24 protein-coding genes are annotated in these 22877 nt (G+C 58.7%); 23 read left to right on the top strand and 1 reads right to left on the bottom strand.

Translation table 11 applies throughout. The features are described 5' to 3' along the window. Genes ACR0CZ_RS08390 through ACR0CZ_RS08355 form a run of 8 tightly spaced genes read left to right on the top strand, consistent with a single transcriptional unit; the run spans position 1 to position 7448 of the window. Complete coding sequence (locus ACR0CZ_RS08390; protein ID WP_170349204.1) at positions 1–744, top strand: arginase family protein; 744 nt, start codon at positions 1–3, stop codon at positions 742–744. Further along, on the top strand, positions 737–1411 hold the full coding sequence (locus ACR0CZ_RS08385) for an arginase family protein (RefSeq protein ID WP_170349205.1): 675 nt from the start codon (positions 737–739) through the stop codon (positions 1409–1411). The genes ACR0CZ_RS08390 and ACR0CZ_RS08385 overlap by 8 nt, the downstream gene beginning before the upstream one ends. Beyond that, positions 1411–2286 (top strand): arginase family protein, encoded by an 876-nt coding sequence (locus tag ACR0CZ_RS08380; RefSeq protein WP_170349206.1) that lies wholly within the window; start codon positions 1411–1413, stop codon positions 2284–2286. The genes ACR0CZ_RS08385 and ACR0CZ_RS08380 overlap by 1 nt, the downstream gene beginning before the upstream one ends. Next, positions 2283–3293, top strand: coding sequence for an agmatinase family protein (locus ACR0CZ_RS08375; protein ID WP_480536975.1), 1011 nt, complete (start codon positions 2283–2285; stop codon positions 3291–3293). Before ACR0CZ_RS08380 ends, ACR0CZ_RS08375 begins: the two co-directional genes overlap by 4 nt. Continuing rightward, the gene (locus tag ACR0CZ_RS08370; RefSeq protein WP_480536976.1) at positions 3293–3985 is read left to right on the top strand and encodes a hypothetical protein; all 693 of its coding nucleotides are present in this window, start codon (positions 3293–3295) and stop codon (positions 3983–3985) included. Before ACR0CZ_RS08375 ends, ACR0CZ_RS08370 begins: the two co-directional genes overlap by 1 nt. Further along, entirely contained in the window at positions 3982–5427 is a 1446-nt protein-coding gene (locus ACR0CZ_RS08365) for an aldehyde dehydrogenase family protein (RefSeq protein WP_170349209.1), read from the top strand. Before ACR0CZ_RS08370 ends, ACR0CZ_RS08365 begins: the two co-directional genes overlap by 4 nt. Continuing rightward, entirely contained in the window at positions 5428–6624 is a 1197-nt protein-coding gene (locus tag ACR0CZ_RS08360; RefSeq protein ID WP_170349210.1) for a CaiB/BaiF CoA transferase family protein, read from the top strand. It begins immediately after the preceding gene. Next, positions 6621–7448, top strand: coding sequence for a citryl-CoA lyase (locus ACR0CZ_RS08355; RefSeq protein ID WP_170349211.1), 828 nt, complete (start codon positions 6621–6623; stop codon positions 7446–7448). The genes ACR0CZ_RS08360 and ACR0CZ_RS08355 overlap by 4 nt, the downstream gene beginning before the upstream one ends. 362 nt (positions 7449–7810) lie before the next feature. Here ACR0CZ_RS08355 and ACR0CZ_RS08350 read toward each other — a convergent pair whose 3' ends face one another. After that, entirely contained in the window at positions 7811–8098 is a 288-nt protein-coding gene (locus tag ACR0CZ_RS08350; RefSeq protein WP_480536977.1) for a hypothetical protein, read from the bottom strand. A 172-nt stretch (positions 8099–8270) separates the two neighbouring features. On the opposite strand from ACR0CZ_RS08350, the gene ACR0CZ_RS08345 reads away from it, so the two are divergent. From ACR0CZ_RS08345 to ACR0CZ_RS08275, 15 genes are all read left to right on the top strand, one after another. Continuing rightward, positions 8271–8588 carry a hypothetical protein gene (locus tag ACR0CZ_RS08345; protein ID WP_253282779.1) on the top strand — a complete coding sequence of 106 codons (318 nt, stop codon included), beginning with the start codon at positions 8271–8273 and terminating at the stop codon, positions 8586–8588. A gap of 64 nt (positions 8589–8652) precedes the next feature. Then, positions 8653–9231 carry a lytic transglycosylase domain-containing protein gene (locus tag ACR0CZ_RS08340; protein ID WP_480536978.1) on the top strand — a complete coding sequence of 193 codons (579 nt, stop codon included), beginning with the start codon at positions 8653–8655 and terminating at the stop codon, positions 9229–9231. Continuing rightward, positions 9231–9521 (top strand): TrbC/VirB2 family type IV secretion system protein, encoded by a 291-nt coding sequence (locus tag ACR0CZ_RS08335; RefSeq protein WP_114885057.1) that lies wholly within the window; start codon positions 9231–9233, stop codon positions 9519–9521. The genes ACR0CZ_RS08340 and ACR0CZ_RS08335 overlap by 1 nt, the downstream gene beginning before the upstream one ends. 7 nt (positions 9522–9528) lie before the next feature. Next, positions 9529–9807, top strand: coding sequence for a VirB3 family type IV secretion system protein (locus ACR0CZ_RS08330; protein WP_480536979.1), 279 nt, complete (start codon positions 9529–9531; stop codon positions 9805–9807). Continuing rightward, entirely contained in the window at positions 9797–12163 is a 2367-nt protein-coding gene (locus ACR0CZ_RS08325) for a VirB4 family type IV secretion/conjugal transfer ATPase (RefSeq protein ID WP_480536980.1), read from the top strand. Before ACR0CZ_RS08330 ends, ACR0CZ_RS08325 begins: the two co-directional genes overlap by 11 nt. Continuing rightward, entirely contained in the window at positions 12156–12314 is a 159-nt protein-coding gene (locus tag ACR0CZ_RS08320) for a hypothetical protein (protein WP_480536981.1), read from the top strand. The genes ACR0CZ_RS08325 and ACR0CZ_RS08320 overlap by 8 nt, the downstream gene beginning before the upstream one ends. A gap of 46 nt (positions 12315–12360) precedes the next feature. Then, positions 12361–13455, top strand: coding sequence for a lytic transglycosylase domain-containing protein (locus ACR0CZ_RS08315; protein ID WP_480537077.1), 1095 nt, complete (start codon positions 12361–12363; stop codon positions 13453–13455). Beyond that, complete coding sequence (locus ACR0CZ_RS08310) at positions 13452–14231, top strand: type IV secretion system protein (RefSeq protein WP_480536982.1); 780 nt, start codon at positions 13452–13454, stop codon at positions 14229–14231. The genes ACR0CZ_RS08315 and ACR0CZ_RS08310 overlap by 4 nt, the downstream gene beginning before the upstream one ends. Before the next feature lie 4 nt (positions 14232–14235). Next, positions 14236–14886, top strand: coding sequence for a VirB8 family type IV secretion system protein (locus ACR0CZ_RS08305; RefSeq protein ID WP_480536983.1), 651 nt, complete (start codon positions 14236–14238; stop codon positions 14884–14886). 3 nt (positions 14887–14889) lie between these two features. Continuing rightward, the gene (locus ACR0CZ_RS08300) at positions 14890–15585 is read left to right on the top strand and encodes a TrbG/VirB9 family P-type conjugative transfer protein (protein ID WP_480536984.1); all 696 of its coding nucleotides are present in this window, start codon (positions 14890–14892) and stop codon (positions 15583–15585) included. Next, positions 15578–16891, top strand: a complete 1314-nt coding sequence (locus ACR0CZ_RS08295) for a TraB/TrbI/VirB10 family type IV secretion system protein (protein WP_480536985.1) — start codon at positions 15578–15580, stop codon at positions 16889–16891. The genes ACR0CZ_RS08300 and ACR0CZ_RS08295 overlap by 8 nt, the downstream gene beginning before the upstream one ends. Positions 16892–16893: 2 nt before the next feature. Next, positions 16894–17889 carry an ATPase, T2SS/T4P/T4SS family gene (locus ACR0CZ_RS08290; RefSeq protein ID WP_480536986.1) on the top strand — a complete coding sequence of 332 codons (996 nt, stop codon included), beginning with the start codon at positions 16894–16896 and terminating at the stop codon, positions 17887–17889. Continuing rightward, entirely contained in the window at positions 17882–18058 is a 177-nt protein-coding gene (locus ACR0CZ_RS08285; RefSeq protein WP_480502313.1) for a DUF4177 domain-containing protein, read from the top strand. The genes ACR0CZ_RS08290 and ACR0CZ_RS08285 overlap by 8 nt, the downstream gene beginning before the upstream one ends. A gap of 20 nt (positions 18059–18078) precedes the next feature. Next, a complete protein-coding gene (locus ACR0CZ_RS08280; protein WP_480536987.1) occupies positions 18079–19077 on the top strand; it encodes a TrbL/VirB6 family protein in 999 nt (332 codons plus the stop codon). A 267-nt stretch (positions 19078–19344) separates the two neighbouring features. Further along, complete coding sequence (locus tag ACR0CZ_RS08275; RefSeq protein WP_480536988.1) at positions 19345–22764, top strand: TM0106 family RecB-like putative nuclease; 3420 nt, start codon at positions 19345–19347, stop codon at positions 22762–22764. Positions 22765–22877: the final 113 nt, after the last annotated feature.

The following is a 22877-nucleotide window of genomic DNA, read 5'->3' as shown; positions in this document are numbered from 1 at the left end:
ATGACCGGATATGCCGGTCTGCCCTTTGGCGAGTTTTCGCAATGTGAGGCGGGCAATGTCGGGGTTTTGGGTGTTCCAAGCGAAGTCGATAGCGGGCCGCGTATCGGGGCCTCACTGGCACCGGATGCGCTGCGCAGGATGTCACAACAGCTTGGGACCGGTCTGCCTGTAAATGGCCGGGATATTGGAAATCTGAACCTGTCGGGCGATTGGTCCGTCACTTTGATGCAGCTTGTGACGCAGATGGTGGATCACGGCGTTGTGCCAGTTGTTCTGGGTGGCGCATCAGAAGTTGCCTCGGCAGTGCTGGGGGCCCTGCCTGACCTGCCGGTTGTCGCGGCCATGCCGCTCGCCCGGGGTGATGTTGCGGCGCGGCCTGCAAACACGATCTGGGTGGGTTTGAACGGCGAGCAGCCTGCCGATGTATGGGATCAGATCGACCAGCGCTCGATGGCCTGGTGTACCGCCCGGCAGCTGGATGAAGGGCGCGGCGACTTTTATGACATTCCCGAGCGCGCTGTTCTCTGGATTGACATATCGGTCATTGATCTGGGGCATGCAGCAGGGTGCGTCGGCCTTAACCCCGGCGGTATGAAGCCCGAAACGCTGGTGTCCGTTATCGGCTCAATGTCCTGTAGCTGGCAGGCGATTGCGATCACTGGCCTTGCGCCTGCGCTCGATACCCGGGGTATTTCGGAACTGGCGGCCATCGAAACCCTAAACGCGGCGTTGCACGATGGGTGAAGCGGCGCACATACGGTTCGACACAATCCCAAGTTTTCTGGGCGCATCTGTTGGCGATCTGGAAGATCTCGTGCCCGGGCAGGTTGCGATGGCAGGGTACTTTTGTGACAATCTCGATCGACCAGCGGCAGGGCAACGCTACCTCGCACGGCAGTTGCGATATGCCTCCCGTCCCGGAAAGCCCCCGGAAAACGCGATTGATCTGGGGGATGTGAACGTATTTCCGCTTGAGCCGAACAAGCACTTTTCCGCAGTCATTGCACAATGCGAGGCGGTTCTGGAAACCGGTGCGCGCATGGTGCTGGTTGGCGGTGATTCCAGCGGTTTGAAGGCACTTGGCAGCGCTGCAAAAAATGCCACGGGTACGGATGTTCCTGTCATTCCGGTCGCAGGGGAAAATGCGGGCGATCTGCCCCATACTCAACCGGTCATCCTATCTGTGGATTTACAACAGCTTGCGGCCAACTGGGTATCGAAACCACGTTGCCTGACCGGGCTGTCGCCGGAACAGATGATCGCGCGAATCGACGCCACCGCCGGCAAAATCATCGCTGCAGCCGTTTTCGGGCTTGCCCCGGAATTGGACAATCGTGGCAGAACTGAAACCCTCGCGGCACTGTCGATCTTGCAAGCGGTGACTGAGCGCCTTGAGAGAGGAGTAGGCTGATGCCTTTAAGGTCGGCTCCATTGCCACGCATGGCAGGGCATCTGTCATTCATGCGTGCGCAGACCAAAGCAATCGGTGATGTCAGGTCCGGCGATCTGGCGGTACTGGGTGTCCCGTTTGAAGACACAAGCGCAGCGCATGCTGGGCAATCCCTGGCGCCGCGTGCCTTGCGCGAGACCTCGGTCTATTTCGGTTGGCACGCAAACCCGCAATTCAGTCACCCCGTAGATATCGATGCACGTCAAGACATCAGCACCGACGGACTACACGAGCGGTTATGTGACCTCGGAGATATCGCGCGCGGGTCCGAGGACGCGATCCATGCGGCATTGAAGGCGGCAACGCGTCATGTCAGCCGCAATGGTGCCTGCGCCATAATATTGGGTGGGTCAGATCGCCTGTCCAAGACAGTGCAGAGCGCGCTGCCTGAGTGTCAGACTGTGCAGCTTGGCGGTACGCCAGATGATGCGCGCGACTTTCATGTATCGCCCCTGCCAAACGGGGGTGGCACGACCTGCAGCCAAAACACTGCCGCGCAGCTTGCCGCGTTTTCCAGGTGGCGGGATGTATCAAAGCCGCTGTGTGTGCAGTTTGATCTGTCCGTGTTTGAAACATCGCTCAGCGCGCTTTGTGATCGGCCCCGTTTGGGAGGCTGCGACCTTGATACAGTGGTGCAATGGCTCAGCGCCCTGGGACAGCACGAGGTCAGTGCCATCATGTTGACCGGTCTGAACCCGAGCAGGCCCGGAATGGGTGTGGTGAAGGTTGGCCAACGACTGATGGTCACGGCTCTTCTGGCATTCATCTATGCGCGCCTCGGTTTTGGGATTGACCGACCGGTGCGCCCAATTCCCAAGGAAAATGTACTGACATGACTGCAACGAATACCACATTTCACCCGCCTCTGTCACAACCGGGATATCGGCTGTTTGATGGGCATTTGCGCGACGTGGACGAGGTCGGTCCCGATAAGATCGGCGTGGTCGGCATGCCGAGCGACTGGACACATTCCAGCCGCCTTGGCACAAGGTTCGGCCCCGAAGCATTGCGCAGGGCGACAAGTCTTCTGCAATCTTTGCGTCCGCAGGGAGCCAGCTTTGATCCCGATACATGCCGCCGTACCGTGCCTGCAACCGATTGGCTGATCGATTGCGGCGACGCAGAGATCACAGCGCAGGACGTTGACGCAACAACCGAAGCCATCGCCGCAATGATCGAAACGCTGACCGTTGCCGGGGCGATCCCACTGGCACTGGGCGGTGATCACTATAACAGCTTCCCGGCCTGTCTGGGCTATTCCCGTGGGCTGACCAAACGTTCGCCAAACGCGCGCTTCGGATATATCCAGATCGATGGTCATCTCGATTTCTCCGACCGGCTGGGGGCGTGGGGCAGCCACAACCATGCAACCAACGCGCGCCGGATTTCCGAACTGCCCAACATCGATGTCTCCAATATGGTCTGGATCGGCATCACGGGCTGGGTCGATGGCGGCGATCTTGCACTTATCGAAGAGCAGGGCGGACGGGTGTTTTCATCTGGCGAGGTGCAAAAACTCGGCGCGGCCGAGGTGGTGCGTCAGGCGCTTGCACATGCCATGCAGGGCTGCGACGAGCTCTATCTTTCAATCGACATCGACGCTATGGACGCCGGCTACCTTCCCGGCACAGGCTCCATCGTGCACAGCGGCATTACACCGCGACAATACTACGATCTGCTGGATGGACTGGCCGAGGCCCCCTTGGGCGGGTTGGACATTGTCGAGGTCTCACCACCGCTTGATCCCTCACAGCGCACCGAATTCCTGTCGGCGGAAATGCTGTTCCGGATTCTGCGCCGCTTCCGCACGCGACCTGTGACTGGGCCGGTGGCGGAGCAATGATGGAGTATATCGGAACCCGTCAAATGGGCGGGCTATCACATGCAGGAGAAATCCTTGCCCCGGCAACCCGGCCTTGGATCACGGATCTTGCAGCGCTTTGCCCTTACGAGGGTCTTCAACCCGGTAACCTCCCGGAATTTGAACGTGACCCGGATTGGGACAACTGGGCGCTCACGGACAGCCCCAAGGACCCGACAAAACGCCTGAACTGGCATGTGTTTCAGGACGTGAGATCTCGGCTGATGGTCGCCGACCGGATGCTTATGAGCCGCATCAGCTGGCAGGATCTGGATGATGCAGGGTTTGTCTTTGGAAAGGCCGTGTCGATTGATGGCAGACCGTTTCGCTGCCGGTTGCTGACCGGCGGTGATACGCCCTGTGATGACCCCTATCAGGGGGCAACCCGGCCCAATGAATGGGATGCGTTGGTGGGTGGCGGCGGCGCGTCAAACGCGCCTCGACCGAATCCGGCCGACAGTGCAGCCCCGCTTGGCCCGGATCATCTGACCTCGCCACATAACCGTGTGTGGAACTGGTTTGGGGCGGTCAGCTGGACGGCCGAACCCGTCGCCAGCCGTGCAGACGGGCGGGTCTGCCGGGGCTATCATGGCCCGACCTATTTTTACGTGAACACTGTGGACCACCGGCATGAAGATATCGGGTGGCGTCCAGTCCTTGAGGAAGTGCTATGACTTCAGACCCATTTCCCAACTATATCGCCGGATCATGGGCCGCTGGCAGTGGTGCTGTTCCAAACATCAACCCGTCTGACCTGAACGACACGATTGGTGATTATGCGCAGGCCAGTGCCGCGCAGACTGCCGATGCGATCGAGGCCGCCGCTGCCGCCTTTCCGAAATGGCGCGCGACATCGCCACTGGTCCGGTTCGATGCATTGGACCGGATCGGGTCGGAAATCCTTGCCCGTGTAGACGAGTTGGGCGACATGTTGGCCCGTGAAGAGGGCAAAACCCTGCCCGAGGCCAAGGCCGAAGCGCATCGCGCCGGGCATCTGTTCAAATACTTCGCGGCCGAAGCATATCGTGCAACGGGCGATACTTATCAATCTTTGCGCGAAGGTGTGTCTCTTAAAGTTCTGCGCGAACCGATTGGCGTCGTAGGCGTGATCACGCCCTGGAATTTCCCGCTGGCGATCCCGGCATGGAAAATTGCGCCCGCCCTGGCCTATGGCAACACGGTTGTGTTCAAACCTGCCGAACTGGTGCCCGGATCGGCATGGATGCTGTCCGACATCATTTCCCGTGCGGGCCTGCCCGAGGGTGTGTTCAACCTTGTGATGGGCAAAGGCCGTGAGGTTGGGCAGGCGATCGTTACACATCCCAAAGTCTCTGGGGTCACGTTCACCGGCTCGACACCTGTCGGTCGCAATATGGGGGCTGCGCTGTTCGCCCGCGGGGCCAAAATGCAGCTTGAAATGGGGGGCAAGAACCCATTGATTGTGCTGGATGATGCGGATCTGGATCTGGCGGTTCACTGCGCATTACTGGGCAGCTTTTTCTCAACCGGCCAACGATGCACGGCCTCATCCCGCCTGATCGTCACAGAAGGGATACACGACGCATTTGTGGATCGTCTTTGCGCGGCGATGAATGATCTCAGGATCGGTGATGCGCGTGCGCCGGATACGCAAATCGGCCCGGTGGCAAGTGAGGCGCAGCTGGCCATCGACAAAAGCTACATCGAGGGAGCCGTGGCGAACGGCGCAACGCTTGCTGCAGGAGGCAGCGATGTCAGATTGAATACTCCCGGACATTACCTTGCTCCGGCCCTGTTTACCGATGTGTCACCACAGGCAGCCGTCGCGCGTGACGAGATATTTGGGCCCATCGCCGCTGTGTTACGTGTTCCAGATTATGATGCCGCCCTTGCCACCGCCAACGACTGCGAATTCGGATTGTCTGCGGGCATCGTCACTCGGGATACGGCCAAGATCGACCATTTCTCGCAGCACGCTGAGGCAGGTATGATCCAGGTCAATCTGCCCACTGCAGGCATGGATTTCCACGCCCCGTTTACGGGTCGAAAAGGATCATCCTTTGGCGCGCCGGAAAAAGGCAGCTATTGCCGCGAGTTTTTCACCGCAGCCAAGGTTGTACATGAGGGTCGAGGATAAATGGCACAGTCACCGCTTAAAGGCATTCGTGTCCTTGATCTGACCAATGTGCTGGCCGGTCCGTTCTGCTGTCACCATCTGGCGCATTTGGGGGCCGAAGTCATCAAGGTCGAGGCCGTCGGACGGGGCGATCTCGCCCGCCAACTGGGGGCTGACCCAGAGCTGAACAAGGCCAACATGGGTGTGTCCTTTCTGGCCCAGAACGCGGGTAAGAAATCGGTCACGGTCAATCTGAAGAACGCATGGGGTCGAGAGATTTTTCTGAAACTCGTCGAAACGGCAGATGTGGTGGTGGAAAACTTCCGGCCCGGCGTTATGACGCGCCTCGGCGTGGGCTACGAGACGCTAAAGGAGGTCAATCCGACGCTGATTTACTGTGCCATCTCCGGCTTTGGCCAGGAGGGCCCATGGATTCGCCGCCCGGCCTATGATCAGATCATCCAGGGCACTTCGGGTGTAATGTCGATTACCGGGAATGACAAAAGCGCGCCATTGCGGGTTGGATATCCGGTGGCAGACACCGTGGGCGGTATCACCGCAGCCTTCGCGATTTCTTCTGCCCTAAACGCCAATCCGCGCGGAACGTTCATTGATGTGTCGATGCTGGAATCGGTGCTGGCGACAATGGGTTGGGTGGTGTCGAACTATCTTATCGCGGGAGTCATTCCGACCGCCAACGGCAATGAGAATCCCACTTCGGCGCCTTCTGGTGCGTTTGAGGCCGAGGGCGGGTTAATCAACATCGCCGCAAACAAGGACCAGCAATGGGAGCTTCTGACGGACCATCTGGGATTGGGCGCGCTGCGCGAACGCCCTGAATATGCCACGCGTGAGGATCGCAAACGCAACAGACTGGCCTTGAAAGCAGAGCTTGAGGCGGTGCTAAAGACCCGCCCACCGCGCGACTGGGCCAAGGAGCTCAATAGTATCGGCGTACCGTCAGGTGCGGTTTTGACAGTACCGGAAGTACTGGAAATGCCGCAAGTTGCAGACCGTGGATTCCTCAGTCAGTTTGAAAACGTCCCCGGCGTCGGAAGAGACATAGAGGTGGCCACGACCGGGATCAAACTGGACGGCAGCGCACCCACTGTCGATGCGCCCCCGCCCACATTGGGGCAGCACAACACTGAAATCTGGGGTGAGTTGGGACTTTCACCAGAAGACATAGAAAAACTGGCAAAGGAAGGCGCGATATGACGGCCCCCTCGGAACCCAAAGATGCCGATGACATGCGCCATTGGTGGCGCACTGCAATTATCGACATGGCTCCTGGGCGGATCGCCTTTCGCGGCCACCCGATCCAGAATCTTATTGGGTCTGTCAGCTTTGCTCAGATGATCTGGCTCATGGTGCGGGGCGATATGCCAACGCCAGAACAGGCGGCGCTTTTTGAATGTGCGCTGGTGGCAGGCGTGGATCATGGTCCGCAAGCGCCTTCGATTGCCGCCGCTCGTATGGCCGCGACCTGTGGGCTGGGGCTTAACAACGTCATTGCCACCGGGGTCAACATGCTGGGTGATGTGCATGGCGGCGCAGGTGAACAATGCGCCGAACTTTATTTTGACGTCGCCAAACGGATCGATGACGGCGCTGAACAGGAAACTGCCGTCCGCGACGGTATCGCCGCTTGGCGCGAGGAACATGGCAAGATTGTCTCGGGCTTTGGACACCGTTTCCACAAGCCCGTCGATCCCCGTGCACCAAGGTTGATGGCACTCGTACGCGAGGCCGCAAAGTCTGGCACGGTGGATGGGCGGTTTGCCGACATCGGTGAGGCCGTTCAGGCGGAAATCGGACGCAAGCGCGGTACTGAGATCGCAATGAATATCGATGGGGCCACGGCGGTTATCTTTTGCGAGCTGGGTTTTCCACCGCCGCTTTCACGCGGTTTTTTCTGTCTCTCCCGCTCGGTCGGCATCTTGTCTCATGGCTGGGAACAGATGCAGCAGGGCGGCCGGAACAAAGGACCAATGCCCCCGCGCTATCTGCCCGAATACACTGGTGTCAAATCGGAAAGCTAAGACGATGAAACCTCTGAGGACCGGGTCTATCTGTAGCAGTCGGGTCAGCGGCATCTATTCCAAGACACTGGAAAATATTATGCGGTTGAAGCTATGGCCTGTTCCAGTCTCGCACCGCAGATCGAGGGGCAATTGTTAGATATCAAAGGTCGCGCTATCCAGATGAACATTGATGGCGCGACCGCTGCAAATTACGCCACACCTGGCTTTAAAGCTCCACTCGCGCACGGAATGTTCTGACGTCAGCGAAGAGAAAACAAGCGGCCATTGGTGCGAACGCAGCGAATTTACCTTTTGTCCCGCGTTGGCGACCTTCGCGGCAGCTTTGTTGAACGGCAGCTTTCTCTACTTGAGGACGGGTATCATTTCCTCATGTCGTCCAGGAATTCCAGAACGCGCGCATAGTCTCCACTGACCATGCGCGCTTGCTCGAAGACCTCTCGCCTCTGCTGATCTAGGCAACGGAAATAATTCTCGACATCCGCAAAATAAGCCTCCGCATCGCGCTTCAACAGATCCGCATAGGCCTGCACGTCATCGGCATCGGTCGGCATCCACGGCGGCGCAGGCGGCAAACAACTGCCCGCGATCGCGGCAGATCCCCAGCTCAGAACGACCATAACCGCCCATGTTTGTTTCAAAAGCGCCATATTATCTTGGCTCAGCCACTCCGTTGCAGTAAATTTGTTTCAACGCATGAAGGGCGCAACAACTCAAATTGCACCTATTGATTGCAAAGTTATAATATTGTATCGGTTCGGTAGTCCATGAGGGACTGCCGGGCCAATGCACAATTCTGCAAGGCTCGATCCTATGAATTTGATGCAAGACGCCCCCAATGTTGTCAGTGAAGACGGGCTGCGCACGCTGCTTGCCGAGGGTCATTCGGCGGATGTTGTGTGCCGGGTTACGCCCAAACGTACAGGTGCTCAGTGGTCCGGTGTTTGGACCGTGCATTGCGTCTCGCCCGATGGCGAGACGCGTCGCCTGCTCGTCACTGCACGCAACAACATGGCCGCCCGAGAGTTCAAGACAATCAACGGCTTATCCAGCTTCCTTGCAGGGCTGGGCGTCTCGATCGTTTCGATCCCCATGCTCGAAGGCAAGGTTGCCTCGCACAAATTGGACGACGCGGGCTAAGCCACTTGCCGTCCTCGCAGCATTCCTTGCTGCACCCGCCTATTCTGAAGGCTTCGTTCTCTCCATGCGAGCCGATGGGCAGCTGGAAACCAAATCCCCCCAATCAGGTTTTGCACAAAGTTATGTCGACGGGATTGGTGCAAACCCACCAGAGCTGATCGTTTTTGCAGCGCCTGTACCTGAAGCGTCTTCACCTACACCCGCCCGCGCAGTTCCTCGTCCCGAAATCCTGTCAGCAATTGAAAGCACGGCGCATCGATATGGCGGGCACCCTGCGTTGCGCCGCGCCGGTCTCTCGGTGACGGAGTGGCAGGCGCTCTTTCAAGCCAATATCGAGATCGAAAGCGCCTATCGCCCTAATGCGCGCAGTTCCGCAGGCGCGATTGGCCTTGGACAGCTGATGCCCGCGACGGCCGCGCAGCTCGGCGTGGATCCGCATGACTGGCAGGCCAACCTCGACGGCTCAGCCCGCTACCTTCTGATGATGCTGGCGCAATTCGGCACGCCCGAACTCGCGCTCGCTGCCTATAACGCGGGACCAGACGCGGTCACGCGCTATGGCGGCATCCCTCCCTACCGAGAAACCCAAAATCACGTGCGCCGCGTCATGGCCGTGCGTGATCGACTGACTGGAGCCTCCTGATGCACATTCAATTCCGCACGATCCTGTCGCTGGCTCTGGCCAGCTTGATGATTGCCAACCCGGCCCTTGCACAGAGCATCGATCTCTCCCCGGTGCAGAACCTTCTTCAAGGCATTGTCGACACGATCACCGGCCCCTTGGGCATTGTGATCGGCACCCTGGCCCTGATTGGCGTGTTCCTCTCCTGGCTCTTTGGCATTCTGGATTTCCGCCAGGCTCTTTGGGTGCTGGTCGCTATCGCAGGCATCGCAGCTGCGCCGACCATCGTGACCGCCATCTGGGGCGCATAAATCCAGCATGGCAACGCAAACCCGCCTCTTCCTGGGCCTGATCCGGCCGCCAAAGCTCATCGGCTTACCAATCATGTATGCAATGGTGTGGCTCTTCGGGTTTGTGTTGCTGTTTCTTTGGGTCCAGAGCTGGCCGGTGATCATCATCGCCGCTCTGGCCTATCCTGCGCTGTGGAAAGCGGCGGATTGGGATCCGGCCTTTCTTGAGGTGATGGTCACTGCCCTGCAGGAAACGCCGCCCACCCCGAACCGCAAGATCCATTCGGGGGACATCTATGCTCCGTGATCCTTCGGATGATCTTGCAACGCTGCCGGACTGGGCGCGCAAAGAGCGCCCGATGGCCAGCATGCTGCCCTATGTCAGCCTCGTGAATGACGTGACAATCCGCACGCGCGGCAATGCGCTGTTCCAGTGCATCCGCCTTGATGGCGTCAACAGCATGACAAGCGATGACGCGCATTTGGAGAAGGTCCGCGCGCTCTTTGCAGCGATCATTGCGCAGATCGGGCCGGAGTACAGTTTCTACGTGCACAAGGTTTCAAAAGCGATCGAAACTGCTTTGCCACCAGTGCCCAATGAGGGGTTTGCCCAAGCCCTGGACAGCCGTTGGCAATCGGCCATGGCGCGGGCAGGTCTGCGGGACAAGACACTGACGCTCACACTGCTGAAACGTCCGCACCTCGGCGCACGGCTGCGCTTGAAACGTTCAGACTCCATCGCACAGCTGAAAGACCAGACGGCCAAACAGCTACGTAAGCTCGAGGAAGTCGTCGGGTTTCTCAGGTCGTCCTTTGCAGAGATGAACCCGCGACTGCTGGGCGCTGAAAGCGGCGAGCTACTCGGGTTCCTCGGGGCGCTCAACATTGGACAGGAACACCCCCTCTTCGCAAAATCCCGCTTTGGCGTCATTGCCGAAGATGTGGCCAACACCCGCGTCACGTTTCAGGGGCGTGGCTTTACGCTCAACGACGGGACGGCGGGCAAGCGGTTTGGCACCAGTTTTGCGATCAAGACCTACCCGGCAAAAACCAGCTGCACCATGTTCGATGAGCTGAACCTGCCGGTCGACATGGTCGTCACCCATTCCTTCACGCCGATTAACAGCAACATCATGGCCAGTCGGATCAAGCGTCAGCAACGCCTTATGAAGGCCAGCGATGACGGCGCGATTTCCCTCGCCGAAGAGCTGGTCGACGCGCTGGACGATCTTGAATCCAAGCGCCTCAGCTTTGGCGATCATCACATGACGGTGACGGTTTTCGCCGAGACCGAGGAAAAGCTGGAAGCAATCGCGGCCGAGGTGCGCAATATCGCGGCCAGTGAAGGGGTCAATCTTGTCAATGAGAGCTTTGCGGCTCGGACACATTATTTCGCGCAGCATCCGGGCAACGGACAAATGCGCAGCCGCAAGGCCGCTATCACCAATACGAACTTTGCCGACCTCGCCGCACTTCATCGCGGTCAACTGGGCAAACCCGGACACAAAGTGCCTTGGGGCAAGCCGATCACTCTCTTCCCGACGCCGGAGCGTTCGGGCTTCCTCTTCAACTACCATGAGACGGGGCGGCCGGACAAAGAGCCGACCGGTGGTCATACTTTGATCCTTGGCCGCCCTGGCTCCGGCAAGTCGGTCTTGTCAGCCTTCCTCATGACCCAAGCCCGTCGCTGCGACGCGCGCGTCTTTGTCTTTGACTATCGCGCGGGCATGGAAATGGCCGTGCGGGCCAATGGCGGGCGCTACAGCGCCATCAAGGCGGGTGAAGCAACCGGCCTCAACCCGCTCCGCACCGAAATCGATGGGCGCGGCCAAGCCTGGCTATCCGATTGGCTGGCCACGCTGCTGCATCGTGCCGACAAGCCCCTGAGCCCGGTTCAGATCAACCGAATTCAGGAAGTGGTGCGCCAGAACGCCGGGGCGAGCGATGCCGCCCTGCGCAACTGGCAGGATTTGGCCTCCCTCTTTGTGGCTGGGGCGGATGAAGGGGATCTGTTCGAACGGATCCAGGAATGGACCGCCGATGGCCGCTATGGCTGGATCTTCGGTCAAAGCGCTGAGGACACCTTCTCGCTCGATGGTGATGTGGTCGGTTTCGACCTGACCGGGATTCTCGACAGCGAAAGCGAGAAAGAACGCATGGCGGTCCTGTCCTACCTATTTCGGCGGGTGGAGCGCGTGATCGAAGACCGCCAGCCGACGTTGATCATCATTGATGAGGCCTGGAAGGCACTCGACAACCCGTATTTCGCGGATCGGCTCAGTAACTGGCTGGTCACGGCGCGCAAACAAAACGCGGTTGTCGTGATGATGACCCAATACGCAAGCCAGCTCGAGAAAACTCGCACCGGAAAGACGATTGTCGAGGCCGTACCGACGCAGCTCTTGCTTCCCAACATCCGCGCTTCGGCCAGCGATTACACCATGCTGGGGCTCACTGACAAAGAGCTCAGCGTATTGCTCGGCACAGGCAGCAATTCCCGTCTGGCGCTGGTGCGTGATGATAAAGGCTCCGTCGTGATCGACGCTGATCTGAGCGCCCTTGGCCCCTTCCTCACGATCCTTGGCGGCATGGAAAAAGGCGAGGCGCTGGTCGGCGCGGATTACCGCCAGAACCCCGAATTTTGGAGACAGATTGATGCGTAGCCTTTGTGTGCTGACCCTCACGCTTTTGACCCTGACAGCCTGCGCGGAATACCGGCCATCAGATGCCGAATGCTTCAAGTCTTTTGCCGAGGTCAGCCGCAGCAACTGCAATTTTGAACTGCTCGGGCCGATTGGTGGTCTCGGTGAGTAAGCACCGCCTGCATATCTTTGCAGGCTTGGTGTCGCTCGCCGCGCCAATGGCCTTTGCCCAAGGCGTGCCCACATTCGACGCGGGCATGTTCTTGCAGCGCGAGCGCGTGCTGCAGCAGGGCGAACAAGATCTGGCGCTGCAGCGGGATCGGTTGACCAAAGAGGAAGAGCTTGAAGAGCTCGAGCAAGAACAACTCCAAGCGCTAGAAGACATCCTCGATGCCACGACTTTGGCCAGCGGGAATTCCGGCGCACTGGTCGCAAGCCTAGAAGCGGGTTCATCGCCCGAGAGCACCGCAGAGACGCTTTACGGTCCGGTCGACCCAAACCCCGGCGCGGCACAGATGTTCGGCGATGCATCCGGCTCGATTGAACAGCTGATCATTCGTGCCGCCCAAGAAACGCACCATATGTCCGGCGTGCGTGCTGCCGGTCTGTCGCCCAAGCAATGGCGCTGTCTGTTGCAGGCGCTGATCTGGCAAGAAAGCCGCTTCACCATCGGCGCGCGCTCGCCCGTTGGTGCATTCGGCCTGACCCAGATCATGCCCGGTACGGCGCAGGATCTCGGGATTTATCCCGCCTACTATGAAAACCCCTACATCCAGGTCACGGGCGGTGCGCGCTATCTGGCGCAGATGCTGGCCATGTTTGACGGCAACATCATTCACGGGCTGGCGGCCTATAATGCCGGCCCCGGCAATGTGCAGCGCTACAGCGGCGTGCCACCCTTTGCCGAAACCCAGCACTACGTTCAGGTCATCCCTGAGCGCTACAACCTATACCTCGCCCGTGTCGGCGGCGTTGATGCGCTCGGCACCATTGATCCGGTTTTGCTCGCCAACTCCACAATGAGCCTGACCTCTTTCGGCGCAGGCGTCTATGGCGACTACTCACTGGTCTCGGTGCAAGCGGCCGCCCTGCGCGTGCAGGACATCATCACCCGCATTGGCGAAACCGACGACATTCACGCGGCCATGTCGCTCAACTCCTACGCTCGGGCCGAGCTCGCTCGCCTGATCGCGATCCGCACGCGCCTCAAGGCCGCCCATACCCGCCCGCTTAGCGCAGCTGAGCTGGCCATGGCGGCCGCTCAGGCCCGCGAACAAGACTTCATGCAATTCGATCTGGAGGCACTCCCATGATCCGCTTTCTTTCTGCCGTAGCCACCTGCGTATTGTTGGTTGCGTCTCCTGCAACTGCTCAAGGCGTGCCGACGGTCGACACACGCAACATCGCGCAGGAAATTCGTCAGCTACAGCAGATGCTGGAGGATTTCGGGATCCAGACCGACCAGCTCGACACGCTTCTCGAACAGCTCGACCTGGTGCAGCAGCAACTTGACACGCTCAATGAGACCTATGCTGCCCTGACCGGCGCGACGGATATTATCGAAATGGCCATGGGTGGTGATCTCGACGGGCTTCTCGATCAGGAATTCGGCGATCTTCTGGGCACCATCAGGCAAATCCAGAGCGGCGATTTCAGCGGCCTCATCGGCAATGCAGCCCCACAGATGGAGGGCCGTATGACGCAAGCCTTAGAGGATGCAGGCTTTGACCAAGACAGCCTGTCCGACATGGCCAGCAGCGGCAACCCAGGGGCCGAACGTATCGCCAGTCAGGCAGGCACCGGGGCTGTCATGTCTGCAGCCGCTGAAAACAGCTATGAAGAGGCCGCGCAATCCCTCGAACGGGTCGAACAGCTGGTCTCGCTGATCCCCGACATGGAAACGCTCAAGGAAGCCGTCGATCACAACACCCGCGTCACGGCAGAGTTGGCGATAGCCATGACGCGCATGTGGGAGCTTGAAGCCATCCAGACCGTTGGCGTGGGCCAATCCGGCGTGGTGGATGCCGCCACGCTGGCCGAAGAACGCCGCTACATGGACTTCACCCTGCCAGACCTGCGCGCGGACTGACCCCATGAACAGTGAGGCAGAAATCATCGAAGAAGAGCTCGTCTACGGCGCACGACGACGCGAGCTCATGTGGCAGAAATTGGGGCTGACAGGCATGGCGTTTGGCATGGCAGGTTGTCTCGCCGCTGCCCTCGTGGCCCTGTTCGACGTGGACCCGCCGCCCATGATCGTGCCCTTTGATAGCGAAACCGGCATGGCCCTCCCCAATGCCGTGGTTGAAGCGGTCTCACTCACGGAACGCCCCGCTATCATCGAGGCACAGGTCTATCGCTATGTGATTGATCGAGAGACATACAATCAGCTCGACAATGACGTGCGCGTGCGGCGGGTCCTGGATCAGTCGGACAGCGCGGCCGCCGCAGGGCTGCGCGCGCTTTGGACCAGTGGCTATGAGGCCTATCCGCCGGACAGCTACGGCACAGATGCCCGTCTTGATGTCGAGGTTCTGTCGATTACCCATATCAGCGCCAATCGTGCACAGGTGCGTCTGCGCAAGCGGCTCAACTCGCCACGCGGCAGTCAAAACGGGCTCTTCACCGCGACCCTGATGTTTGAGTTTCGGCCCGAGAATAGTCGGTCGATCGATGATGTCTGGCAGAACCCCTTCGGCTTCACTGTCACCGAATACGCGATCCGTTCGGATCGCTTGGAGTAACCAATGCGCTGCCTGTTCCTGACCCTCACCTTCCTAATTCAGCTTGCTGGCAACGCCCATGCAGAGACACAGCCGCGCCAAGGCCCCTATGATGCCCGCGTCCGGCTGGCCACCTATCAGGATGGGCAGGTCTATAGCATCCGCACCAGCCTGACCCATGTGACCAGCATCGAGTTTGGCCAAGGCGAGACCATCCGCTCGATCATTGCAGGTGACACCGAAGGGTTTCTCCTGGACGGCGTGCCCGGTGGCCAGGCCTTTGCGATCAAGCCAGTCTCGCGCGGCGCGCATACCAACATCACCGTCTATACCAACCGGCGCAGTTACTATTTCAACGTGACCGAGGCGAGTTCACCGACCTTCTACGTCATTCGCTTCACCTATCCTGAGGCTGCCCCTCGGCAATCCCGTGTGGCAACAAACCGACCCGCGAACCACGCCTATGGCGTCAGCGCACGATCCGAGATCACCCCACGCGAGATTTGGGACGACGGGACCTTCACCTATTTCCGCTTTGCCGCGAACGCGCCGCTACCTGCGATCTTTCGCTGGTCAGGCGGCAATGAGCGCAGCGTGAATGCGCTCGCCCGGCCAGATGGTGTGATCCGCGTGTCAGGTGTCAGCGATCGATGGGTTCTCAGGCTCGGCGAGGATGAGATCTGCGTCCAAGAGATGAGCGAGGCAACCCACGATGAGTGAAACAGCTGAGCTTAAGAAGCGCCTCGAAGCGCTTGAAGGCAAACCACAAAACCGAAAATCGCGACTGTCCGTTGTCACTATTGCCCTAGGCATTGGGGCAATCGCCGCTCTGGGCGGCCTCTTGCTGTTGTTCTCTGGCGGTTCTGAACCCGACAGCCTGGAAACCGCCTCCCCGGATGAATTCCAAGCAGCGGGACCGGGCTTTGGTGCGCTCGAGCCCACGCCTGCACCGATTGACACAACCCCGCCGCCGGAGCCGGAACCAAACAGCGAAACAGAAGAGCTGCGCGCGCAAATGGACGCCATGCGGCGCGAGCTCGAAGCCATGCGCAACGCACCTGCAACTGAAGCCCCAACTGTCGACCTCGAGGCACTGGATACCTTGGGCGCAGAAATCGACGCCCTGCGCAGCGAGGCAGAAGCAACGCAAACGGCCTTGCGCGAAGAGTTGGAAGAACGTGCGCGGCAAATCCAGCGCCTGCAAAACGATCTTGAGCTTGCACGCCTGGAAGCCCCGCGCTCGCCTGCACCGACCGGCCCGACGGCCGAGGAACTGCGCCTTCAGGAGCTGGAACGGCGGCGGCAAGCCGAACTTGAAGAGCTGCAAGCCCGTATCGCCAGCCCAATCATTGCTTTCGGCGGCTCGGGCAGCGGCAACAATGAAACCGCCACGCAGCAACGGCGGCTTGATGGCGACACAGACTTTGTCCGCAATGGTGCTGAACCTGCCGAGGTGACACAAGCCCAAGTGATCGTGAATCCGTCAAACACAGTTGTTCAGGGCACGATGATCCAGGCGGTGCTGGAGACCGCAATCGACAGCTCGCTCGCCGGTCAGGTCCGCGCCATGGTATCGGAAGATGTCCACGCCTATGATGGCTCACGGATCCTGATCCCGCGCGGCGCGCGTCTGATCGGGCGGTATCAATCCGGCCTCGACATCGCGCAGCAACGCGTGACCATCGCCTGGGACCGGATCATTCTGCCCAGCAACCAGACCGTTGAAATCAGTGCTTTTGGTGGCGACGAACTGGGACGCTCCGGCACGACCGGTTTTGTCGACAGCCGCTTTGGCACGCGGTTCGGGTCAGCCGCCCTCATATCCCTGATCGGAGCCTTGCCCGCTGTGGCAGCCCAGAATACCGAAGATGAGATCACCTCGGATGTCCTCGAGGGCATTGGCGAAGACCTTCAGGACAGCGCGCAAAGCGTAATAGGCGAATATCTCTCCGTCTCGCCGGTGATCTATGTGGATCAGGGTGCCCGCGTCACCGTGATGGTCGACCGCGATCTGGAGATCTTCTGATCATGGCGGCCAGCTATCTGCAAAGCTCAATGGACAAGATCCCCGAGGCGCGTGATCCAAAGCTTATCGAGCTTTGCGTCAATCCTGATGGTTCGCTTTGGGGGGAGTTTCAGGGGGATCACTTCATGCGGAACGTCAATCGACAGCTCTCGGCGAATGAGATCAAGGACCTGGGAAATCAGATTGCCTCCGCCGCGAACACCACGCTCAGCCGAACGAAACCCATCGTCTCGGTCAGTATCACCTATCGGAACCGCCCGATCCGCGCGCAAGTCATCCAGCCCCCCGCTGTCGATGGCGGTTACGCGATTTCCTTGAGGTTCTTCGCGGATTTGCCGTTGGAGCAGATCAAGCTGTCTTACCTGTTCGGAAAAGAGCGCAGCAATGAAGGTGCAAGGCGCAAACGCAATGCCGAGCTACGGGATGTCGTGGCCACCGGCGACATCGACGCCGCGATCAAGTTCTGCGTCACCCACAAGCTCAACATGATCGTGTCCGGCGGAACCTCGACCGGCAAGACCGTCACAGCACGCAAAATCCTATCATTTGTGCCCGCCGACGAGCGTATTATCACGATCGAAGAGGCCGCCGAGCTGCGGCCAACACAGGCCAATGTCGTCACCCTGATGTCTGATCGCGACGAAGCCACACGCAGCGCTGATGTCCTGCTGACATCCACCCTGCGCATGCGGCCAGACCGTATCGTCCTGGGCGAAGTACGCGGCAAAGAGGCCATGACCTTCCTTGAGGCGATCAACACCGGCCATGGTGGCTCACTCACCACGCTCCATGCTGAAACCCCTCAGCTGGCCGTGCAGCGCCTGGCCATCGCCGCCCTGAAAACCGACGTGCCCATGACCTACCAGGACATGAACGACTACATCACGCGCTCGATCGATGTGATCATCCAAGCCGGTCGCCATGAAGGCGCACGCGGCATCACCGAATTCTACCTGCCGGTTGATCCGGCCCATTCAAAGGAAACAGCCCATGTTTGAATACAAGATTGGACTGATCAACACCGCCAAAACTAAGCCACCGAAGATCGAAGCGCAGCTAACAGCTCTTGGTCAGGATGGTTGGGAGTTGGTGTCGGTGGTGCCGGATTTCGACGGTGAGCACATCCTGAAGGCATTCCTGAAACGTCGCACTGGTGACACCACCTAAATCCAACCGAGGAGGAACCGATGGGCGTCGTCACCTGGATGGTTGAGACAACCGACAACTTTCTGGACGACGCGGCCCAAACCACCTTTGGAAACGTCGCGGGTCAGCTCGGCGGCGTCATTGCCGTAGCCTCGACGTTGGCTGTGATAGGCGTCTTCCTCAACATGGTGTTTCAGTACAAATCCATGGATGGAAGGACCGCGTTCTGGTTCGCCCTCAAGCTCATGCTGATCTCCCTCTTTGCTATGAATTGGGTCCAATTTAACTCGGTCGCCAGCGCCCTCATCAACGGGCTCGACCAGCTCGCGGGCGGCATGGTGGCAGGACTTGGCGGGGGTGGTGCAGGTGCGTCCTACTTTGCCGAGGCCTTCGACGATCTCATCGAAGAGTTCGGCGACTACCTGAACGCGGCTGGTGACAACATGCATTGGATGGCCGGAGCCCTGATCGGCGCGATCGGCGCGTTCCTCCTCGGCGTGATCGGCGCGCTCTGCGGGCTTGTCCTAATCTTTGCGAAAATCATGCTGGCCTTCATGATCGGCATCGCCCCAATCATGATCGCGCTGTCGCTTTTTGATGTCAGCAAGGACTATTTCCACCGCTGGCTGTCCAGCACGGTCTCCTACGCGCTCTACCCCTTGGTAATCGCAGGGGTGTTTTCCACCGTCGTCGGCATGTCGCGCTCGCTCATGACCGAACTCGGAGATCCCTCCGGCGCAAGCAGCATTGGCGCGCTGGTGCCCTTCTTCATGATGATGTTCCTCGCAGGCGGCATGATCATCGCCACCCCGCTGATCGTCCGCTCAATCTCAGGCAACTTCATGATGGCCGGAACGCCAAGCATTCCCGGCCCTGGTGGGTTCGCAAAGGGCTTGATCGGAACCAAGGGCTCACGGGCACGGGCGCGGTTTGGGACGAGGTCGAATGCTGAGATCGCTGGGGCTGGGATACGCCAGGCGGGCGGTGCGACTATTTCAATGGTTCAGCGGGTAGCTGAAAGAGCAAAGCGGTTGGAATAGGGATTTTCGGCCCATAGTTGCAAAACTAGAAACGCTGTGGGCTCTCCGTCAGCGGACAAAGCGGACTATTGATGCGAAGAGGGCGTAAGCTCTGAAAAACATCAGATGAAAAGTTGTCGGCCCAACGGCCTGACCTGACCCTCACTAGGGTTGGACGGCGAACTGCTGAGGCGACAGACTCGGTTCAAAACAGCCCAAGCCAAAGGAATGCGCTCATCAGGTCAGGATTCATTGGACCAGTTTTTTGAGTATTGATATTATTTTCCAATGAAAAAGAAATTTGATGTCATACAGTTAAGCGCCTCCGACCTTGTCGGTTACTTGAATTGCAACCATCTGACGGAACTCGATCTGAACGTCGCTTTCGGCACGCTTCAAAGGCCCGAAGTTTGGGACCCATTTCTGGAGATACTACGTGAGCGGGGACATCGCCACGAACAGGAATTCGTGCAGCATTTATCCGATCTGGGCCTCTGCAGTATCGTAATCGAGGGTGTGGACATCACCGATGACGCCGTCGCCCAAACCAATGATGCAATGGCACGAGGCGCGGAGGTAATCATCCAGGCTGCGCTACGCCACAATCGCTGGTCAGGCCGCGCGGACATCCTTCGCCGCGTCGAAAAACCTAGTGATCTCGGGGCATGGTCCTATGAGATCATCGACACCAAGCTCGCCCGCGAGACCAAGGCGGGTTCCGTTCTTCAGTTATGCCTCTACGCCTACCTACTTGATCAGGCGCAGGGCATTGCCCCTGAATTCATCCATGTCGTTGCGCCGTGGTCGAACTTTGAACCACAGCAATTCCGATACGCTGATTATGCGGCCTATTTTCGGAAGGCGAAATCGGCCATCGAGGCGGCGACGTTGGAGGATGCGCCTCCTGCGCATTATCCCGAGCCAAAAGAGCATTGTGATATCTGTCGATGGCGCGAGCGCTGTGAAACCAAGCGCCGCGAAGACGACCATCTGTGCCTTGTGGCCAATATCAGCAAAAACCAGACAATAGAGCTTCAAGAGCACGGCATAACCACCGCCTCTGCCCTCGCTGCGATGCCCTCACCCCTACCGTGGAAACCCCAGCGCGGATCGTCTCAGTCATTTGAGAAAATTCGAGAGCAAGCGCGTATCCAAATCGAGTCCCGGAATGCAGGCGAGCTCAAATTCGAACTTCTGCCCGTCATACTAGAAACAGGCCTGTGCATCCTCCCGGAGCCGTCTGAAGGCGACATCTTCTTTGATATTGAGAGCGATGCATTCGTCGGTGAACATGGCATCGAATATCTGTTCGGCTACACATACCGAGATGCGGACGGGAACTGGGAATATACGGCTGACTGGGCTTTTGACCGAGACAGGGAGAAAGCCATCTTCGAGCGTTTCGTTGATTTCGTCGTCGAACGTCGCAAGACCTATCCCGACCTCCATATCTATCATTTTGCACCCTATGAAACCGCTGCGCTTAAGCGGTTGATGGGGCGCTATGCCAGCCGCGAAAACGAAATCGACAATTTCCTGCGCGCAGAAATCTTCGTCGATCTGCTCTCGGTCGTGCGCAATGCAGTGCGTGCAGGCGTGGAAAGCTACTCTATCAAAAAGCTGGAACCGATCTACGGCTTTGAAAGGTCAACGGAGCTTTCCGATGCCAACCTTGCCCTCAAGAGTTTGCAAGCAGGATTGGAACTCGGCGACATCGAGTCCATCAGCGATGACGACAAAGCCACCGTGCAAGGCTACAACCTCGATGATTGTGCCTCCACTGCCGCCCTCCAAAATTGGCTTGAAGAGCAACGACAAGGCCTGATCGATCACGGCATCGAGGTGCCACGCCCTCCGCTGAAACACGATCAGGAGCAGGAAGAACTGAGCGAGCGCCAGCTTGCGATACTCGATCTCATCGAGCGCCTTACGGCCCATGTTCCTGTCGATATTGAGGAACGAACAGATGAACAGCAGGCGCGATGGCTACTCGCTTACCTTCTCGAGTGGCATTGGCGTGAAGAAAAATCGACGTGGTGGGAATTCTTCCGCCTCAAAGAATTGACCGCAGAGGAGCTTTTGGACGAGCGCCCAGCACTCGCATCTCTTACCTATGTTGACACTGTCGATCACACCAAGACGGGTATTCCGACGGATCGTTATCAGTTCGTGCAGCAAGACACTGACTTACGCGGCGGAGAAAAACTCCGTTCCGCTGGGGGAGAGTCTTTCGGCAGTATTGTTGAGATCAATGCCGATGCACGAACAGTGGACATCAAGAAATCGAAGAAGACGGCAGAGCTTCACCCTGACGCTGTCTACGCTTTCGATAACTTTCCCGGGAAAGAACAAGCCAGTGCGATCTTCCGGATCGCGGAGTATGTCGCCAAAAATGGCATCGAGGGTGATGGGCCGTATCTCGCCGCTCGCACGCTACTTCTTCGCGAGCGTCCCCGCATTGGTGTTCAGCCGATCAGGCCGGACGGTGAGGACACGCTCGAGGCGGCACTACGTATCGCGGCTGCTATCGATGGCGGAGTGCTTCCCATCCAAGGGCCGCCCGGAACGGGAAAGACATTCACTGGCGCACGGATGATCTGCCGCCTTGTAGAACGCGGCCTCAAGGTCGGGATCACAGCGAATTCGCACAAGGTCATTCGCAACCTCATTAACGGTGTCGTCAAAGCCTCGCATGAGATGGGCATTGACCTGACCTGTCTGCAAAAGCTGTCAGAGAATGCTGATGTTGAAGACAGATTGATCTTCACCAAGGACAATGGTGCCGTCTTCGACTGCTTAAGCTCCGGCGCCTGCCAAGTCGCAGGAGGAACTAGCTTCCTTTGGGCGCGCGAAGACGCCCAAGACACACTTGATGTTCTGGTTGTCGATGAAGCTGCCCAGATGTCACTCGCCAATGTCGTAGCGGTTTCTCAAGCTGCGCCGACGCTGATCCTGCTCGGCGATCCGCAGCAACTCGATCAGCCAAGCCAAGGCTCTCATCCCGATGGAACAGACGCCTCATCTCTCCAGCATATCCTGGGCGATGAGCATACGATCAGCGCAGATCGCGGACTTTTCCTCGAACAGACATGGCGTCTGCACCCTGATATCTGCGCCTTTAATTCAGAGCTTTTCTATGACGACAAGCTCCATGCCAAGGAGAGCTGCGCGCTGCAACGGATCATCTCGGAGGACCAAGACGCTCCAATCAATGGCAGCGGTTTGCGCTACCTCGCCGTCCAGCACACGGGCAATAAAAGCTTCTCACTCGAAGAAGCCGACGCCACGGCACAACTGGTCAACAACATCCTTGCGGGCACACCCAGTTGGATCAACCGCGACGGCGAAGAACAGCCCCTCACCTTGGACGACATCGTGATAATCACACCATACAACGCACAAGTGTTTGAGATTCAGCAGCGCCTGCCCAACGCACGGGTCGGAACGGTGGACAAATTTCAAGGCCAGGAAGCCCCCATCGCCATCTACTCCATGGCAACATCCAGCCATGCCGATGCCCCGCGCGGCATGGAATTCCTCTACAGCGCCAACCGTTTCAATGTTGCGATCTCACGCGCCCAATGCGTCGCGATCCTAATCGCCTCCCCTGACATCTTCGAAGCGGAGTGCAAAACCCCAAGACAGATGCAGCTCGCAAATGGTTTCTGCCGCTATCTCGAATGTGCGTCACCTCTGAGCCTGGAATGAGGTGCGCGTGAACAAGATCGACGTGACAGAAAGCGTACCCCCAACGATCCGAGATTTCCTTGAAGCAGGTCAGTGGAAACACGCCCTGTTCACAACCTATGCTCTCAGCCTCA

It is taken from the genome of Ruegeria sp. H9, from assembly GCF_056532915.1.
The sequence above is the reverse complement of the archived record's forward strand: the minus strand, read 5'-3'. Positions and strand labels throughout refer to the sequence as shown.

Coding starts and splice junctions, on each gene's coding strand:
- ACR0CZ_RS08340 (WP_480536978.1), top strand. CDS start 8,653: ATGCGAGCCGATGGGCAGCTGGAAACCAAATCCCCCCAATCAGGTTTT.
- ACR0CZ_RS08380 (WP_170349206.1), top strand. CDS start 1,411: ATGCCTTTAAGGTCGGCTCCATTGCCACGCATGGCAGGGCATCTGTCA.
- ACR0CZ_RS08390 (WP_170349204.1), top strand. CDS start 1: ATGACCGGATATGCCGGTCTGCCCTTTGGCGAGTTTTCGCAATGTGAG.
- ACR0CZ_RS08385 (WP_170349205.1), top strand. CDS start 737: ATGGGTGAAGCGGCGCACATACGGTTCGACACAATCCCAAGTTTTCTG.
- ACR0CZ_RS08305 (WP_480536983.1), top strand. CDS start 14,236: ATGAACAGTGAGGCAGAAATCATCGAAGAAGAGCTCGTCTACGGCGCA.
- ACR0CZ_RS08375 (WP_480536975.1), top strand. CDS start 2,283: ATGACTGCAACGAATACCACATTTCACCCGCCTCTGTCACAACCGGGA.
- ACR0CZ_RS08285 (WP_480502313.1), top strand. CDS start 17,882: ATGTTTGAATACAAGATTGGACTGATCAACACCGCCAAAACTAAGCCA.
- ACR0CZ_RS08295 (WP_480536985.1), top strand. CDS start 15,578: ATGAGTGAAACAGCTGAGCTTAAGAAGCGCCTCGAAGCGCTTGAAGGC.
- ACR0CZ_RS08370 (WP_480536976.1), top strand. CDS start 3,293: ATGGAGTATATCGGAACCCGTCAAATGGGCGGGCTATCACATGCAGGA.
- ACR0CZ_RS08315 (WP_480537077.1), top strand. CDS start 12,361: ATGGCCTTTGCCCAAGGCGTGCCCACATTCGACGCGGGCATGTTCTTG.
- ACR0CZ_RS08310 (WP_480536982.1), top strand. CDS start 13,452: ATGATCCGCTTTCTTTCTGCCGTAGCCACCTGCGTATTGTTGGTTGCG.
- ACR0CZ_RS08335 (WP_114885057.1), top strand. CDS start 9,231: ATGCACATTCAATTCCGCACGATCCTGTCGCTGGCTCTGGCCAGCTTG.
- ACR0CZ_RS08325 (WP_480536980.1), top strand. CDS start 9,797: ATGCTCCGTGATCCTTCGGATGATCTTGCAACGCTGCCGGACTGGGCG.
- ACR0CZ_RS08365 (WP_170349209.1), top strand. CDS start 3,982: ATGACTTCAGACCCATTTCCCAACTATATCGCCGGATCATGGGCCGCT.
- ACR0CZ_RS08360 (WP_170349210.1), top strand. CDS start 5,428: ATGGCACAGTCACCGCTTAAAGGCATTCGTGTCCTTGATCTGACCAAT.
- ACR0CZ_RS08355 (WP_170349211.1), top strand. CDS start 6,621: ATGACGGCCCCCTCGGAACCCAAAGATGCCGATGACATGCGCCATTGG.
- ACR0CZ_RS08320 (WP_480536981.1), top strand. CDS start 12,156: ATGCGTAGCCTTTGTGTGCTGACCCTCACGCTTTTGACCCTGACAGCC.
- ACR0CZ_RS08350 (WP_480536977.1), bottom strand. CDS start 8,098: ATGGCGCTTTTGAAACAAACATGGGCGGTTATGGTCGTTCTGAGCTGG.
- ACR0CZ_RS08290 (WP_480536986.1), top strand. CDS start 16,894: ATGGCGGCCAGCTATCTGCAAAGCTCAATGGACAAGATCCCCGAGGCG.
- ACR0CZ_RS08345 (WP_253282779.1), top strand. CDS start 8,271: ATGCAAGACGCCCCCAATGTTGTCAGTGAAGACGGGCTGCGCACGCTG.
- ACR0CZ_RS08280 (WP_480536987.1), top strand. CDS start 18,079: ATGGGCGTCGTCACCTGGATGGTTGAGACAACCGACAACTTTCTGGAC.
- ACR0CZ_RS08300 (WP_480536984.1), top strand. CDS start 14,890: ATGCGCTGCCTGTTCCTGACCCTCACCTTCCTAATTCAGCTTGCTGGC.
- ACR0CZ_RS08330 (WP_480536979.1), top strand. CDS start 9,529: ATGGCAACGCAAACCCGCCTCTTCCTGGGCCTGATCCGGCCGCCAAAG.
- ACR0CZ_RS08275 (WP_480536988.1), top strand. CDS start 19,345: ATGAAAAAGAAATTTGATGTCATACAGTTAAGCGCCTCCGACCTTGTC.